Annotated in this window: 15 protein-coding genes; 12 read left to right on the forward strand and 3 right to left on the reverse strand. The window is 71.7% G+C overall.

From position 1 onward, the window contains the following. Positions 1-11: 11 nt before the first annotated feature. From ybeY to ABTY59_RS05880, 3 genes are read left to right on the forward strand one after another with little or no spacing between them, the layout of a single operon-like run. Positions 12-509, forward strand: coding sequence for an rRNA maturation RNase YbeY (ybeY, locus tag ABTY59_RS05870; protein WP_041129173.1), 498 nt, complete (start codon positions 12-14; stop codon positions 507-509). A 6-nt stretch (positions 510-515) separates the two neighbouring features. Further along, positions 516-1811: a hemolysin family protein gene (locus tag ABTY59_RS05875; RefSeq protein WP_352017648.1), complete on the forward strand. Its 1296-nt coding sequence runs from the start codon at positions 516-518 to the stop codon at positions 1809-1811. Next, the gene (locus tag ABTY59_RS05880; RefSeq protein WP_352017649.1) at positions 1808-2161 is read left to right on the forward strand and encodes an MmcQ/YjbR family DNA-binding protein; all 354 of its coding nucleotides are present in this window, start codon (positions 1808-1810) and stop codon (positions 2159-2161) included. Before ABTY59_RS05875 ends, ABTY59_RS05880 begins: the two co-directional genes overlap by 4 nt. Positions 2162-2165: 4 nt before the next feature. Here ABTY59_RS05880 and ABTY59_RS05885 read toward each other — a convergent pair whose 3' ends face one another. Beyond that, entirely contained in the window at positions 2166-3587 is a 1422-nt protein-coding gene (locus tag ABTY59_RS05885; protein WP_352017650.1) for an MFS transporter, read from the reverse strand. A gap of 192 nt (positions 3588-3779) precedes the next feature. Between ABTY59_RS05885 and ABTY59_RS05890 the strand changes: the two genes are divergently transcribed. The 7 genes from ABTY59_RS05890 to ABTY59_RS05920 all read left to right on the forward strand — a co-directional run bounded on the left by ABTY59_RS05890 (position 3780) and on the right by ABTY59_RS05920 (position 10548). After that, positions 3780-4601, forward strand: coding sequence for a helix-turn-helix transcriptional regulator (locus ABTY59_RS05890; RefSeq protein ID WP_403534084.1), 822 nt, complete (start codon positions 3780-3782; stop codon positions 4599-4601). 27 nt (positions 4602-4628) lie between these two features. Beyond that, positions 4629-4991 carry a cytidine deaminase-like protein gene (locus ABTY59_RS05895; protein ID WP_352017652.1) on the forward strand — a complete coding sequence of 121 codons (363 nt, stop codon included), beginning with the start codon at positions 4629-4631 and terminating at the stop codon, positions 4989-4991. Positions 4992-5201: 210 nt separating this feature from the next. Continuing rightward, positions 5202-5681: a hypothetical protein gene (locus ABTY59_RS05900; protein ID WP_352017653.1), complete on the forward strand. Its 480-nt coding sequence runs from the start codon at positions 5202-5204 to the stop codon at positions 5679-5681. 189 nt (positions 5682-5870) lie between these two features. After that, positions 5871-7202 carry a beta-xylosidase gene (locus tag ABTY59_RS05905; RefSeq protein ID WP_352017654.1) on the forward strand — a complete coding sequence of 444 codons (1332 nt, stop codon included), beginning with the start codon at positions 5871-5873 and terminating at the stop codon, positions 7200-7202. A gap of 67 nt (positions 7203-7269) precedes the next feature. Then, positions 7270-8223: a WxL protein peptidoglycan domain-containing protein gene (locus ABTY59_RS05910; protein ID WP_352017655.1), complete on the forward strand. Its 954-nt coding sequence runs from the start codon at positions 7270-7272 to the stop codon at positions 8221-8223. A 21-nt stretch (positions 8224-8244) separates the two neighbouring features. Beyond that, positions 8245-9195, forward strand: coding sequence for a GTPase Era (gene era, locus ABTY59_RS05915; protein ID WP_403533504.1), 951 nt, complete (start codon positions 8245-8247; stop codon positions 9193-9195). A 57-nt stretch (positions 9196-9252) separates the two neighbouring features. Further along, positions 9253-10548, forward strand: coding sequence for a TerD family protein (locus ABTY59_RS05920; RefSeq protein ID WP_352017657.1), 1296 nt, complete (start codon positions 9253-9255; stop codon positions 10546-10548). On the opposite strand, the gene ABTY59_RS05925 is transcribed toward ABTY59_RS05920, so the two are convergent. Both ABTY59_RS05925 and ABTY59_RS05930 read right to left on the reverse strand, forming a co-directional pair. Beyond that, positions 10545-10796 carry a protealysin inhibitor emfourin gene (locus tag ABTY59_RS05925; RefSeq protein WP_352017658.1) on the reverse strand — a complete coding sequence of 84 codons (252 nt, stop codon included), beginning with the start codon at positions 10794-10796 and terminating at the stop codon, positions 10545-10547. The genes ABTY59_RS05920 and ABTY59_RS05925 overlap by 4 nt on opposite strands. Positions 10797-10817: 21 nt before the next feature. Continuing rightward, the gene (locus ABTY59_RS05930; protein ID WP_352017659.1) at positions 10818-11861 is read right to left on the reverse strand and encodes a M4 family metallopeptidase; all 1044 of its coding nucleotides are present in this window, start codon (positions 11859-11861) and stop codon (positions 10818-10820) included. A 293-nt stretch (positions 11862-12154) separates the two neighbouring features. On the opposite strand from ABTY59_RS05930, the gene leuA reads away from it, so the two are divergent. Together leuA and ABTY59_RS05940 are read left to right on the forward strand one after the other, a co-directional pair. Beyond that, positions 12155-13918 carry a 2-isopropylmalate synthase gene (gene leuA, locus ABTY59_RS05935; protein WP_352017660.1) on the forward strand — a complete coding sequence of 588 codons (1764 nt, stop codon included), beginning with the start codon at positions 12155-12157 and terminating at the stop codon, positions 13916-13918. 180 nt (positions 13919-14098) lie between these two features. Further along, positions 14099-15418 carry a choice-of-anchor A family protein gene (locus tag ABTY59_RS05940; protein WP_352017661.1) on the forward strand — a complete coding sequence of 440 codons (1320 nt, stop codon included), beginning with the start codon at positions 14099-14101 and terminating at the stop codon, positions 15416-15418. The last annotated feature ends 81 nt before the right edge of the window (positions 15419-15499 follow it).

A 15499-nucleotide genomic window follows, 5' to 3' on the forward strand; every position in this document is an offset into this window, starting at 1 on the left:
ACACAAGCACCATGTCGATCGACGTCAACAACGAGTCCGGCACCGAGGTCGACGAGCAGGCGATCCTCGACATCGCCCGCTACGCGCTCGCGCGCATGCGCATCCACCCGCTCTCCGAGCTCTCGGTGATCGTCGTGGACGCCGAGGCGATGGAGCAGCTGCACATCCAGTGGATGGACCTGCCCGGACCGACGGACGTGATGTCCTTCCCGATGGACGAGCTGCGTCCGCCGTCGAAGGACGACGAGGAGCCCCCGCAGGGGCTCCTCGGCGACATCGTGCTCTGCCCCGAGGTCGCCACCCAGCAGGGCAAGGACGCGCCGACGCAGCACTCCATGGACGAGGAGCTCCAGCTCCTCACCGTCCACGGGGTGCTGCACCTGCTCGGGTACGACCACGAGGAGCCGGACGAGAAGGCCGAGATGTTCGGCCTCCAGGCGGCGATCGTCGACGGCTGGCGCGCGGAGAAGGGCCTCACCGGCCCCTCGCCGGCACCGACCGTCTCCTGACCCCCGATGGACTTCTCGCTGATCTTCGGCGCCGTCGCGCTGGTCGTCGTCGCCTGGCTCGCCGCCTGCGCCGAGGCCGGTCTCGCGCGCGTCTCCAGCTTCCGCGCCGCCGAGGCCGTCCGGTCCGGGCGGCGCGGCGCCGAGAAGCTCGCCCAGGTCGCCTCCGACCCGACCCGCTATCTCAACGTGGCGCTGCTCGTCCGCGTCGCCTGCGAGATGGCGGCCGGCGTCCTCGTCACGTACGCCTGCCTGGAAGCCTTCCCGGAGACCTGGCAGGCGCTGCTCGTCGCGATCGTCGTCATGGTCCTCGTCTCGTACGTGGCCGTCGGCGTCTCGCCGCGCACCATCGGCCGCCAGCACCCGCTGAACACGGCGACCGCCGCCGCGTACGTGCTGCTGCCGCTGGCCAGGATCATGGGCCCCATCCCGCAGCTGCTCATCCTCATCGGCAACGCGCTGACCCCGGGCAAGGGCTTCCGCAAGGGCCCCTTCGCCTCCGAGGCCGAGCTGCGGGCCATGGTCGACCTCGCCGAGCAGGAGTCGCTGATCGAGGACGAGGAGCGCCGGATGGTGCACTCGGTCTTCGAGCTGGGCGACACCCTCGTCCGCGAGGTGATGGTGCCCCGGACCGATCTGATCTGCATCGAGCGGTACAAGACGATCCGTCAGGCCCTCACCCTCGCGCTGCGCTCCGGGTTCTCCCGGATCCCGGTCACCGGGGAGAACGAGGACGACATCGTCGGCATCGTCTACCTGAAGGACCTGGTTCGCAGGACCCACATCAACCGGGACTCCGAGGCCGACCTGGTGTCGACCGCGATGCGGCCCGCCGCCTTCGTGCCCGACACCAAGAACGCCGGTGACCTGCTGCGCGAGATGCAGCAGGAGCGCAACCACGTCGCCGTCGTCATCGACGAGTACGGCGGCACGGCCGGCATCGTCACCATCGAGGACATCCTGGAGGAGATCGTCGGCGAGATCACCGACGAGTACGACCGGGAGCTGCCGCCCGTCGAGGAGCTCGGCGACGACCGCTACCGGGTCACCGCCCGCCTCGACATCGGCGACCTCGGCGAGCTGTACGGCTTCGGCCCCGACGAGTACGACGACGAGGACGTGGAGACCGTCGGCGGCCTCCTCGCCAAGGCGCTCGGCCGGGTCCCGATCTCCGGTGCCAGGGCGGTCGTGGAGCTCCCGGACGGGCGCTCGCTGCGCCTGACGGCCGAATCCCCGGCCGGCCGCCGGAACAAGATCGTCACCGTGCTCGTGGAACCGCTGGAACCGGAGGAGAAGCCGGAATGACCCCCGACGAGCTGCGCGCCTTCTGCCTGGACTTCAACGACGCCTCGGAGGAGTTCCCCTTCGGCCCGGACACCTCCGTGTTCAAGGTCGCCGGGAAGGTGTTCGCGCTCTCGTGGCTCGACGGCCGGCCGCTGCGGGTCAATCTCAAGTGCGATCCGGACGAGGCGGTACGGCTCCGGGAGGAGCACCCGGCGATCGCCCCCGGGTACCACATGAACAAGCGGCACTGGAACACCGTGACCGTCGGAGAGCTCCCGGACCGGATGGTCCGGGAGCTCGTCGAGGACTCGTACGACCTCGTCGTCGCCGGTCTTCCGAAGGCGGTACGGCTCCGCCTCGACCGCCCGTAGGCGGTCAGGAACGGCGCCGGAGGCCGAGGGCGACCAGGACCGCCGCGCCGACCACGATCGCCGCGTCCAGCGCGATGACCGTCCGGACCCCGGCGAACAGGTCGGAGCCGGTGGTGGCGAGGACGCCGAGCAGCGGGATGCCGACGGTCAGACCGACCTGCTGGGTGGTCGTGACCAGACCGGTCGCGAGCCCCTGCTCCTCGTCGCGGACGCCGGAGGTGACGGTCACGCCGTACGAGATGATCGCGCCGAGGTGCAGCATCGACGCCGCGGACACCGCGACGGTCGCCAGGACCGCGCCCGAGTCCCGGCCGATGCCGAGCAGCGCGGCGGTGAGCAGGCCCTGGCCGGCGAGCGAGACCACCAGCGTGCGGTGGGCGCCGAAGCGGCCGATCACCTTCGGGGTGAGCATGCCCGCGAGGACCGAGAAGGCTCCCTGGACACCGAAGACGATGCCCGAGGCGAGGGCCGACAGGCCGAGCGTCTCCTGGAGGTACAGGGTCAGCACGAAGACGATCGTCGACATCATCGAGAAGGTCACCAGACCGCCCACGTTGCCGAAGGCGACGGTACGGCGGCGCAGCACCGGCAGCGAGACCAGCGGAGCCGGGTGCCGGGACTCGATCACGCCGAAGGCCACGAGCAGCAGCACGCCGAGGGCGAGGGTGACGGGCACGTCCACGCCGCCGAAGCCGCGCTCGGCCGCCGTCGTCAGGGCGTAGATCAGGGAGAGCAGACCGCCGGTGACGGTCATGGCCCCGGGCACGTCGAGGCGGGGCCGCTCGGGGGTGCGGGACTCGGGCAGCAGGCCGGGGGCGAGCGGCAGCACGACCAGGGTGAAGACGGCGAGCAGGGCCATCGTGGAGCGCCAGCCGAGGGTGTCCGTCATGACGCCGCCGAGCACCATGCCGATGGTGAAGCCGAGGGACATCAGGGTGCCGGAGATGCCGAGCGCCCTGGCCCGCAGCGGGCCCTCGGGGAAGGCGGTGGTGAGCAGCGCCATGCCGGTCGGCACGATCGCCGCCGCGCCGAGGCCCTGGAGGGCGCGGCCGGCGAGGAAGGAGCCGGGGCTCCAGGCGAAGGTGGCGAGCAGGGAGGCCGCGCCGAAGAGCGCGAGGCCGGAGAGGAAGAGCCTCTTGCGGCCGAAGAGGTCGCCGATCCGGCCGAAGAGCAGCAGGAAGCCGCCGGAGGGCAGGGCGAAGGCGGTGACCGCCCACTGGAGTCCGGACGGGTCGAAGCGGAGGTCGGCGCCGAGGACGGGCAGGGCGACGTTCAGGACGGAGAAGTCGAGCGCCACCATGAACTGGGCGGCGCACAGGACGAAGAGGACGAGCCGGTCGCGGCGGGTGAGGGCCGGGGGAGCGGCGGGGGCCGTGGTGGAGGCGGGGGAGGTGGGGGTTTCGGGCGGGGTGGTCGTCGTTGCCATGTCCCCACCTTCTTCGGGCGGGAACAACGGTGGGGAGCGGGAACTTATCCTGTTGGTCGCACCACCAGGCACCACCACCAGGTATCACCACGCGTCCGCCATTGCGTCCAGGGGGAGGAAGCAGACGTGGCCACCGCTCTCGAAAGCGTCAGCGCGAAGCAGCACCGACTCGGGGAGCTGCGCGAGTTCCTGATGAGCCGTCGGGCCCGGGTGACCCCGGCCCAGGCGGGGCTCCCGGACGGCGGCGCGCGCCGCCGCACCCCGGGCCTGCGCCGTGAGGAGGTCGCGGTCCTCGCCGGCGTCGGGGTCTCCTGGTACCAGTGGCTGGAGCAGGGCCGGGACATCACGGTCTCCCCGCAGGTCCTCGACTCGGTGGCGCGGGTGCTGCGGCTGAGCCCCGCCGAGAAGCGCCATCTGTACGTCCTGGCGGCGCTGAACCCGCCGCCGCTGGAGGCGGCCCCCGAGGACCGGGACATGTGCCACGGCCTGCGGCGGCTCATCGACGCGTGGATGCCCTTCCCGGCGCACATCATGGACCAGTACTGGAACACCGTGATGTGGAACGACGCGGCGGCGATCGTGCTGGGCATGCGCCCGGAGATCGTGCAGAACTGCCTGATCGCGTTCTTCACGGACCCGCTGTACCGCGGGCGGTCCACGCGCTGGGAGGAACTGGCGCCGAAGGTCGTCGCGCAGTTCCGCTCGGCGTGCTCGGAGTGCCCGGACGACGAGGGCTTCCAGGCGGTGGTCGCGGAGGCCAAGGAGGCGAGCCCGGAGTTCGCCGAGCTGTGGGAGCGGCGGGACATCCTGCCGGGCGGCCAGAACCGCAAGGAGATGGAGCACCCGCTGGTCGGCACGCTGGTCGTGGAGGCCACGCAGCTCAGGGTCCCGGCGCGCCCGGACCTGGTCATCGTGATGCACACGCCGCTCCCGGAGGCGGACACGTCCGAGAAGCTGGAGTGGCTGGTGTCGCCGGAGGGGCGCCGCGGGGCGATGTACCCGGTCGCGGGCTGATCATCCTCACGGATCTATGCTCGCCCCATGACACTCAGCAGCGAGCACGGCGACCTCGGCGCCGAGGACCTCAAGATCATCACCCTTGCGCGGAGCGCCCGCGCCCGTAACGGCGTGCCGGAGGGCGCTGCCGTACGCGACGAGACGGGCCGCACCTATGTGGCGGGCACCGTGGAGCTGGAGTCGCTCAAGCTGAGCGCGCTGCGGACCGCGGTCGCGATGGCCGTGGCGAGCGGGGCCCAGTCCCTGGAGGCGGCGGCCGTGGTGTCGAACGCCGAGGCGGCCTCGGACGAGGACCGCGCGGCGGTCCGGGACCTCGGCGGGCCTCAGACCCCGGTGCTGCTCGCCGGCCCGGACGGGCAGCTGCGGGTGGCCGTCACCGCCGGGTGAGCGAACGGATCAGGACAGCGGGGGGTCCGGCGGCGCGCCGGGCCCCCCGCTGTCCTTGTGTCCTTGTGAAGGATCACCGCGACTTCTCTTGCCTTCCCATGCTGTCTGCGGGTCAATGACAGCGGTTCGTCCGACGGACCGTCAGATCTCCATCATTCACGCAGTGTCCGCACCCCTGCGTTTCGGCATCGGAAGGGGTTCGAACTCGCCATGAGAAGCAGAAGCACCTTAGGGACCGTCGCGGTACTCACCGGGGCGCTCGCCGCCGCCGGACTCGCCTTCGCCCCGACGGCCGGCGCGGTCTCGCCTGGCTCGGCCACGGCGACGTACGACTGCGGCAGCTGGGGCGGCGGCAGCGCCACCCTCACGGCCACGCAGAGCGGCACCGCCGCGACCATCACGATCAGCTCCTCCGTGACGACGCCGATCGCGGTCGGCACCGACACGATCAGCTCCACCCTCACGCTGGCCAAGGGCGGCGGCGGCACCCGGGTCTTCACCGGGAAGAAGAACCCGGCGCGCGCGGCCGGGCAGTCCGTGATCATGGGCCCGCTGAGCGGGACCGTGGCCTCGGGCGACAGCCTCAACTCGTACTTCGCCGGGGTCGCCCTCAAGATGGTGATCTTCGGGGTCACGGTGAACTGTGACGCGGTGACCTCGCAGTCGCCGGGCCCGTTCGTCTTCAGCTGAGCCCGTACCACCCGGACCGGTGTCGCCGTGGGCGGCACCGGTCTCTGTCGTGACCTGGGGATATGTCCCTCATGTCACGATCTTGACATGATCTGATGGGTCATCAGTCGATGGGTCCTGATGCCATTGACTTCTCTTCGCCCGCAGCCGTCAATGGCGCCCACTCATCCCTCAGGAGGGGGCACACACATGGCACTCACCCGATCCCGGGCGGCGGCCCGAAGACGGCGCTGGACCGCCGTCCTCGGCGCCACCGCCCTCGCGGTCGCCGGCGGCGCGCTCGCCGCCCCGGCCGGCGCGACGACGGCCTCCCAGTCGGTGGAATTCCAGACCCGCTGCGTCCCGCCGCCGATCGCCGGCATCCCGCCGATCGAGGGCACCACCACCGCCGAGATCACGGTCGACAAGGCCAGCCCCAAGGTGGGCGAGACCGTCACCGTCACCTACACGGTCACCAAGCCCGCCGCGTCCAACCCCGTCGACCTCGCGCTGCCGGCCGACATCATGACGCCCAGCGGCAAGGTGGTCCTCGGTGGCGCCCAGACCGGCGCGATCACCGTCACCGGACCCAAGAAGAACCCGCCGGTCCCCGGCAAGGGCTCCTTCCCGGCCTTCTCCATGACGGGCACCTTCACCGCCACCGCGGCCGGATCGATCACCCTCTCGCCCGGCGACTACAACATCCACACCAGCTACCTCATGGAGCTGGACACCCCCTGTACGGTGCTCAACCCGCCCGCCCCGGTCTCCGAGACGGTCGTCGCGAGCCCCGCCACCAACCCCAACACCCGCGCGCTCCAGCTCGACAGCGCCTCCGGAGACCCCGGCGTCCGGGTGACCGTCACCGGCTCCAGGTTCACCCCGCTCACCGAGGTCACCGTCGTCGGCCGCGCCGGTGGCGCGGAGACCGCCGACCGGATGACCGTCACGACCGACAGCGAGGGCGGCTTCGCCGCGCGCCTGAAGGTCAACGACCCGGCCACCACCGGGATCGTGGCGTACGAGGGCACGGCCTGGGACCCCGAGAAGGGCGCGGGACCCGCCGCGTACAAGGTCGTCGTCCCGGCCCCGCCGAACAGCCAGACGATCACCGCGGCCGTCACCCCGGGCGAGCTGTCCATGACCCAGGCCGGGGACGCCGTCCAGCTGTCCTCCGTGGACTTCGGCGCGGGCGGCGCGGCCACCGGCGCGCTCCAGACGGTGACCGTCAAGGACTTCCGCGGCGGCCCCGCCGGCTGGTCCCTGACCGGCAAGGTCACCGACTTCACCGGCCCCGGCGGCGCCATCGGAGCCGGGAACCTCTCCTGGACGCCCGCCTGCACCGCCAAGGCCGGCAGCCCCAGCGCCTGTGCCGCCGGCTCGGCGGGACCGGTCGGCAGCGGCGGCGCGACCCTCGCCTCCACCCCGAACGGCACCCTCACGGGCGGCGAGTTCACCGTCGACGCGCAGCTCTCCCTCGACGTCCCGGCGTTCACCGCGCCCGGCTCGTACGCGGGCGTGCTCACGCTGACCCTGTCCTGACCGCCCTCGCGGGCCGGGCGCGCACCCGGCCGGCCCGCCCCGATCCGCACCCCGGGGGTCCGCACCCGTGCGCAAGCTCTCCGCACTCCTCCTGAGCACCCTGAGCGCCCTCGTCGCGCTGCTCGGCCCCGCCCCCGACGCCCGGGCCGCCGAGAACGGTGAATGGGCCGTCTACCCGGCCGCCTCCAAGCTCGGCGGCCGCCCGTACTTCTACCTCTCCGCCGACCCCGGCACCACGCTCACCGACCGGGTCACCGTCGCCAACAAGACCGCCGCCCCGCTCACCTTCCGGCTGTACGGCGCCGACGCCTACAACACCGACCGGGACGGCGGCTTCGCCGTCCGCACCCAGCGGGAGAAGCAGACCGGCGCCGGCGCCTGGATCAAGCCCGAGCGGACCCGGATCACCGTCCCCGCCCGCGCCTCCGTCACCGTCGCGTACACCCTGACCGTCCCCGCCGACGCCGACCCCGGCGACCACCCCGGGGCCCTCGTCGCCCTCGACGAGCGGATCGCCCCCGGCGCGAAGGGAGCCGTCGCCGTCGGCGTGCAGCGCGCGGTCGGCGCCCGCGTCTACCTCCGGGTCAACGGACCGACCGTCCCCGCCCTCTCCGTCGAGGACGTCACCCTCGACCAGGACCGGCCGCTGGTCCCCGGCACCCGCACGAGCAGCGCCCTCGTCTCGTACACCCTGCACAACCGGGGCAACGTCACCCTGAACCCGAAGGTCGTCCTGAAGGCCCAGGGCCTCTTCGGCCGCACGCTCCTCGACCGCGACCTGGCCCAGGTGCCCACCGAGCTGCTGCCCCGCCAGAGGATCCGGCTCACCGAGCGCTGGACCGGCTCCCCGCAGCTCGACTGGGGCGACGTCACCCTCACCGCGACCGCGAAGGACGTGCGGGAGACCGGCACCGTGTCCTTCCTGGCCCTGCCCTGGCTCGCCGCCGGGATCCTCGCGGCGGGCGGCGCGGCCGGGCTCTACGGCCTGCGGATACGGCGCCGCCGGGCACTGAGTGCGTGAGGCGGGCGCTCATCGGGGACAATGGCCCCCATGAGCGCTCGCAACCAAGAAACCGAAGCCGTCCACCGGGCCGGCTTCGCCTGCTTCGTCGGCCGCCCCAACGCGGGCAAGTCCACCCTCACGAACGCTCTGGTCGGCCAGAAGGTGGCCATCACCTCGAACCGGCCGCAGACCACCCGGCACACCGTCCGCGGCATCGTGCACCGCCCGGACGCGCAGCTGATCCTGGTCGACACCCCCGGCCTCCACAAGCCGCGGACCCTCCTCGGCGAGCGGCTCAACGACGTCGTGCGCACCACCTGGGCCGAGGTCGACGTGATCGGCTTCTGCCTGCCCGCCGACCAGAAGCTCGGCCCCGGCGACCGCTTCATCGCCAAGGAGCTCGCCGGGATCAAGAAGACCCCGAAGGTCGCGATCATCACCAAGACCGACCTGGTCGACTCCAAGACGCTCGCCGAGCAGCTCATCGCCGTCGACCAGCTCGGCAAGGAGCTGGGCTTCGAGTGGCAGCAGATCGTGCCGGTCTCGGCCGTCGGCGACAAGCAGGTCCAGCTGGTCGCCGACCTGCTGATCCCGCTGCTGCCTGAGTCCCCGCCGCTCTACCCGGAGGGCGACCTCACGGACGAGCCGGAGCAGGTCATGGTCGCGGAGCTGATCCGCGAGGCCGCGCTCGAAGGCGTGCGGGACGAGCTGCCGCACTCGATCGCGGTGGTCGTCGAGGAGATGATCCCGCGCGAGAACCGCCCGGCGGACCGGCCGCTGCTCGACATCCACGCCAACGTGTACATCGAGCGCCCCAGCCAGAAGGGCATCATCATCGGCCCCAAGGGCAGCCGCCTCAAGGAGGTCGGCATGAAGTCCCGCAAGCACATCGAGGCGCTCCTCGGCACGCCGGTCTTCCTCGACCTCCACGTCAAGGTCGCGAAGGACTGGCAGCGCGACCCGAAGCAGCTGCGGAAGCTCGGCTTCTAGGCGACCGTCTGCGTGATCTTCTGGGCAGCGGCCCGGGGGCCGTGTCAGCATGGCGCCGTGACAGAGATCGTCAAGGGGGGAAACCTGCCGGTCCCCGGGCAGGTGTGGCGGATCGCGGTCGTCCGGCGGGCCGCCGGTGACGGGGTGCCGGAGGTCGACGCCTCGGCCCTGCTGCTCGACGCCGACGGCCGGGTCAGGGGCGACGGCGACCTGGTCTTCTACAACCAGCCGGCGCACGCGTCCGGCGCGGTGCGCCTGCTCGGTCAGGTGCGGGACGAGGAGCAGCGGGTCGCCGACTGGCTGGAGATCGACACCGGCCGCGTGGAGCCCGGCGTCCGGCGCATCGCGATCACCGCCTCCAGCGAGGACGGGACGTTCGGCCAGGTGCCCGGCCTGCACATACGGACGGTCAGCGCCGCCACCGGGGAGCAGCTGGCGCTGTACGAGGTCGACGACGCGAGCACCGAGACGGCGTTCGTCCTCGGCGAGTTCTACCTGCGGGACGAGGCGTGGAAGTTCCGTGCCGTGGGCCAGGGGTACGACTCCGGGCTCGTCGGCCTCGCCGAGGACTTCGGCATCGAGGGCCGGGACCCGGAGCCGCCCGCCGGTGCCGAGCCCGCTCCCGAGAACGGGCCCGCCGTGCCCGAGGCCATCCCCGAGGAGCTCCTGGCCAAGGTCCGGGAGGCGGAGGCCGGGGCCGTGGCGCGGGCCGGGGTGCCCGCCCGCGTCGGCCCGCTGTCGGACGTCGAGCTCTTCGGCGAGGACTTCCCCGAGTTCGTCCGCAGCGGCTCGGGAAAGGCGGATGTCACCGTCGACGCGCCCGTACCGCCCGGCTGCGTCCTGGTCGACTGCGAACGGAGGGGCGACGGCTACTTCTCGGTGCACGTCATCGGCGAGGACGGCGAGAACGGCGACCTGGTCGCGAACACGACCCTGGAGGACTTCCAGGGCCGGGCGCTGGTCAGGTACGCCGGCCGGAGGCCGTTGCGCCTGCGCGTCAACGGCGTGGGCCGGAGGTGGACGGTCGCGGTCCGCCCGGTGAGTGCCGTGGAGGAACTCGGCCGCGGCGCCAGGGGTCGGGGCGCCGACGTGCTGCTCCACACGGGGCCCGCCGCCGAGCTCTCCGCCCGGCTGCGCCCGGAGGACGGGCACGCCCTCTTCCAGGTGCGGGGCTACGAGCCGGGGAGCCACGACCACCACCTGCTCGCCAACGAGGCGAGCAGATGGCCGAGGTCCAGGCGGCCGCTACCTGCCGGCCCCCTGCTGGTGGCGGTCGGAGCCTCCGAGGGCGAGTGGTCCCTGGAGGTCAAGCCGCCGAAGCAGAGCAGGTTCTGGCGGCGCGACGCCCGTTAGGCGCCTTCCTTGAGGACCCTCGTCACGAGGGTCCTCTGGGCGTCCGTGAGGTGCGGGTCGCGGCAGCGGACCGTGCGGCCGTCGACGGTGATCTCGTACGAGAAGCCGTCCGGCACGCCCTTGGCGTCACCGTCGCTCTCCGCGAGGACGGTGGAGGACAGGGACTCCCACTCGGGTCCCGAGACCTCCACCTCCGCCGACCGCTCGATGCCCGCGAAACCGCCCGTGCGCCGCACTCGAATCCGCATGGGCCCTGTCTACCAGTCCGCTCAGGACGTGGACACTCCGACGCCCGACCAGGCGCGCCGCACGGCCTCGGCCGTCTCCTCGTCGTAGAGGTCCCGCGCCGTGGTCACCGTCGCCCGCGCGAACTCGGAGAACCGGGTCTCCTCGGTCAGCGTGCCGCCGGTCATCGTCGCGTACCAGATCCGGCCCGGCCGCTCCCAGGCGTTGCCGCCGAGCTCGGTGGCCAGCAGGTAGAAGGCACGGTTCGGGATGCCCGAGTTGATGTGCACCCCGCCGTTGTCGGAGCTGGTCCGGACGTAGTGGTCCATGTGGCCGGGCTGCGGGTCCTTGCCGAGGACGTCGTCGTCGTACGCGGTGCCGGGGTCCTTCATGGACCGGAGCGCCGTGCCCTTGTCGACGGCGGGGCCGAGCAGCCCGGACCCGATGAGCCAGTCGGCCTGCTCCGCGCTCTGGCCCAGGGCGTACTGCTTCACGAGCGAGCCGAAGACGTCCGACACGTGCTCGTTGAGCGCCCCCGACTGGCCGTAGTACGCGAGGTTCGCCGAGTACTGGGTGAAGCCGTGGGCCAGCTCGTGGCCGATGACGTCGACGGGGATCGTGAAGTCGAGGAACAGCTCGCCGTCGCCGTCGCCGAACACCATCTGCTCGCCGTTCCAGAAGGCGTTGTCGTACTTCTCGTCGTAGTGGACGGTCGCCACGAGGGGCAGCCCGGCTCCGTCGATCGAGTCGTGGCCGAAGGCGTTCAGGAAGAGGTCGAAGGTCGCCCCCAGGCCGGCGTAGGCACGGTTGGCCGTGTCGTCGGTGGTCGCCGGCTCGCCCTCGCCGCGCACCTCGTGGCCGGGCAGCCGGGTGCCGTTCTTGGCGTCGTGGATCGTGCGCCGGGGCTTCCCGTCGGCGCCCCCGGCCGGGGCGGGCGCGGTCCGCTCGGTCCGGGTGGTGCGCTGGGCCAGGTCGACCGCGAGGGTGCGGCGGGCGGCCTCGGCGACGGCCGGATCGGCGTGCTCGGCCAGCCGCTCCAGGACGTGCGGCGGGACGATCGAGCAGAACACAGGCGTGTGGCAGGTCATGCCAGCAATGTGGCACTGCGTACCGCTGATGTCACGAGTAGCGACGACGATTGGCGAAATGGAGTGATGGGTCACCTTTCGGGCTTGACGGCGCCGCCGTCCCGCATACTGAAACGCGTCGTCCGGCTTTCTCGGACCTGGGCTAAGGTGACGCACATCATGCGTTTCGGGCTGCTTCTCCTTAGCTGCCGCGGCGAGGGCCTGTAGTCGTAGGCCGACCCCCTCCCCGCGGGTTTTGGTGTTGCGTTCGACAGTCGGCCGTCCTTCTTGCCGGACCCGAGGAGCCCTACGCAATGTCTCAGTCGCCTTTCGTCAGCCGCCCGACGCCCATCACCAACGCGACGCACACGCAGCAGCCGTCCGGGATGCCGATCCACAAGTACGGCCAGTACGAGGCCGTCGTCATCCCCGACCGGACCTGGCCCGAGAAGCGCATCACCCAGGCGCCCCGCTGGCTGTCCACGGACCTGCGCGACGGCAACCAGGCCCTGATCGACCCGATGTCCCCGGCCCGCAAGCGCGAGATGTTCGACCTGCTGGTACGCATGGGCTACAAGGAGATCGAGGTCGGCTTCCCGTCCTCCGGCGAGACCGACTTCGCGTTCGTGCGCTCCATCATCGAAGAGGGCGCGATCCCGGACGACGTCACCATCTCCGTCCTGACCCAGGCCCGCGAGGACCTGATCGAGCGGACCGTGGAGTCCCTGATCGGCGCCAAGCGCGCCACGGTCCACCTGTACAACGCCACCGCGCCCACCTTCCGCCGGGTCGTCTTCCGCGGCTCGAAGGAGCAGATCAAGCAGATCGCCGTGGACGGCACCCGGCTGGTGATGGAGTACGCGGAGAAGCTGCTGGGCCCGGAGACCGCCTTCGGCTACCAGTACAGCCCCGAGATCTTCACCGACACCGAGCTGGACTTCGCCCTGGAGGTCTGCGAGGCGGTCTGTGACGTCTGGCAGCCCGGCCCCGGCCGCGAGATCATCCTGAACCTGCCCGCCACCGTGGAGCGTTCGACGCCGTCCACGCACGCGGACCGCTTCGAGTGGATGTCGCGGAACCTGACCCGCCGCGAGCACATCTGCGTCTCCGTCCACCCGCACAACGACCGCGGCACGGCCGTGGCCGCGGCCGAGCTGGCGATCATGGCCGGCGCCGACCGCATCGAGGGCTGCCTGTTCGGGCAGGGTGAGCGCACCGGCAACGTCGACCTGGTGACGCTGGGCATGAACCTGTTCTCGCAGGGCGTCGACCCCCAGATCGACTTCTCCCAGATCGACGAGATCCGCCGCACCTCCGAGTACTGCAACCAGATGGAGGTCCACCCGCGCCACCCCTACGCGGGCGACCTGGTCTACACCGCCTTCTCCGGCTCCCACCAGGACGCCATCAAGAAGGGCTTCGACGCCATGGAGGCCGACGCGGCTTCCCAGGGCAAGACCGTCGACGAGATCGAGTGGGCCGTCCCGTACCTGCCGATCGACCCGAAGGACGTCGGCCGCTCCTACGAGGCCGTCATCCGCGTCAACTCGCAGTCCGGCAAGGGCGGCATCGCGTACGTCCTGAAGAACGACCACAAGCTGGACCTGCCCCGCCGGATGCAGATCGAGTTCTCGAAGATCATCCAGCAGAAGACCGACAGCGAGGGCGGCGAGGTCACGCCGGCCGCGATCTGGGCCGTCTTCCAGGACGAGTACCTGCCCAACCCGGACAACGCCTGGGGCCGCATCCAGCTGCGCTCCGGCCAGTCCACCTCGGACACGGACGGCACCGACACCCTGCGCGTCGAGGCGGTCGTCGACGGCGTCGACACCGTCCTGACCGGCTCCGGCAACGGCCCGATCTCCGCCTTCTTCGACGCCCTGCAGTCGGTCGGCGTGGACGCCCGCCTGCTGGACTACCAGGAGCACACGATGAGCGAGGGCGCGTCCGCGCAGGCCGCCTCGTACATCGAGTGCGCCATCGACGGCCAGGTCCTGTGGGGCATCGGCATCGACGCCAACACGACCCGCGCCTCCCTGAAGGCGGTCATCTCGGCCGTCAACCGCTCCGCCCGCTGACCCCTTCCGCCGGCCCCGGACGCCGTCGACTGTGACCTCCGTCACGCTTTTAGCTTGACTTAAGGAGGAACAGTCGGCGGCGTCCGATTTTCCGGGATATGGGAGAAGTTGACGGGACATCAGGGCGTGCCGGAGGGTCGGCCTCACACCCCCTCCCCACCTCCCTGACCTGGAGTTCCCATGCGCACGACCGCTGCCGTGGCCGCCGTCCTCGCGGTGACCGGCGCCGCCCTCGGGTGGGCCCCCGCCGCTTCCGCCGCCCCCACGGAGTGCGCCCCGCAGCCGCTCGGCACCGCCGGTCTCTACGCCGAGTTCGTCGAGAAGGACTCGGTCCGCCACGCGGACTCCGAGGGCGCCGTCGCCGTCGGCGGCGACGCGTACTTCGGCGACGCGAAGACCGGCCAGGGCTTCTCCGTCGGATATCGGCTGACCCCCGCCGACCTCGCGAAGCTGCCCGGCGGGCACAGCCTCGTCGTCGCCGGCACCCTGCACGCCAACCAGGTCGTGATCACCAAGGGCACCGGCGTGTACGGCGAGCTCGACGACCGCTCCCGGAAGGGCAGCGGCTTCGGCGTCGACGGCCCGAGCGCGAAGGGCGCCTCTCCGGTCGACTTCGGCAAGGAGTTCACGAACCTGCGGGCGCTGTCCGCCGGCTGGGCCGCCACCGAGCCCAACGGCACGGTCTCCACCGCCGGCGACGGGATCTTCCTCACCGGCACCGACCAGAAGCTCAACGTCTTCGCCGTGAACGCCGCCGACCTGGAGAAGTTCCGCGCGATCACCCTGGACGTCCCGGTCGGCTCCTCGACCCTCGTGAACGTGCTGGGCGCCTCGTACGACATGAGCACCTCCGCCACCTACGGCGTCTACTACAAGAACCTCGGCGGCGGCGCCCCCGTCATCGACGACTACGCCGTGCCGGGCGACGCCTACCGGCAGATCCGCTCCCGGCTGCTGTGGAACTTCCCGCAGGCCGAGAGCGTGAAGAAGAACTACACCTCGTGGCCCGGCACGATCCTCGCCCCGAAGGCCACGGTCGAGATGGGCGGCGCGCACGTGGGCCCCGGTCACGTCAACGGCTCCGTGATCGCCGAGGAGCTCGTCACCGTCCCCGGCGCCGAGACCCACCAGATGAACTTCACCGGCTGCCTCCCGAAGGAGAAGACGCCGGGACCCGTCGTCACCCCCGGCAAGCCGAAGCCGACCGACACCCCCGTCCCCACCCCGCCGGCCACCACCCCCGCGCCCACCCCGAGTGAGGGCGGCGCGACCCCGGGCACCTCCGAGACCCCCTCGGCCCCCGCGTCCCCGTCCACTCCGGCCGGGACCACGACCCCGTCCGCCACCGCCCCGGCCCCGGCGCCCTCCACCACCCCGGAGGGTGATCTCGCGACGACCGGTTCGGCCATCGGTCCGGGCGTCATCGGAGCCGCCGCGGCCGCCGTCGTGGTCGGCGGAGGCTTCCTGGCCTTTGCGAAGCGCCGCCGCCGTGCTTCCTGATCTTCCGCGAGCGGTGACGTGTCTCGGCCAAGTCCACGGCGATCTGGCGACGGGGTGCTGACGCCACATCAAGGATGTGGC

Source organism: Streptomyces sp. NPDC096079 (genome assembly GCF_040303145.1).
GTDB lineage: Bacteria > Actinomycetota > Actinomycetes > Streptomycetales > Streptomycetaceae > Streptomyces.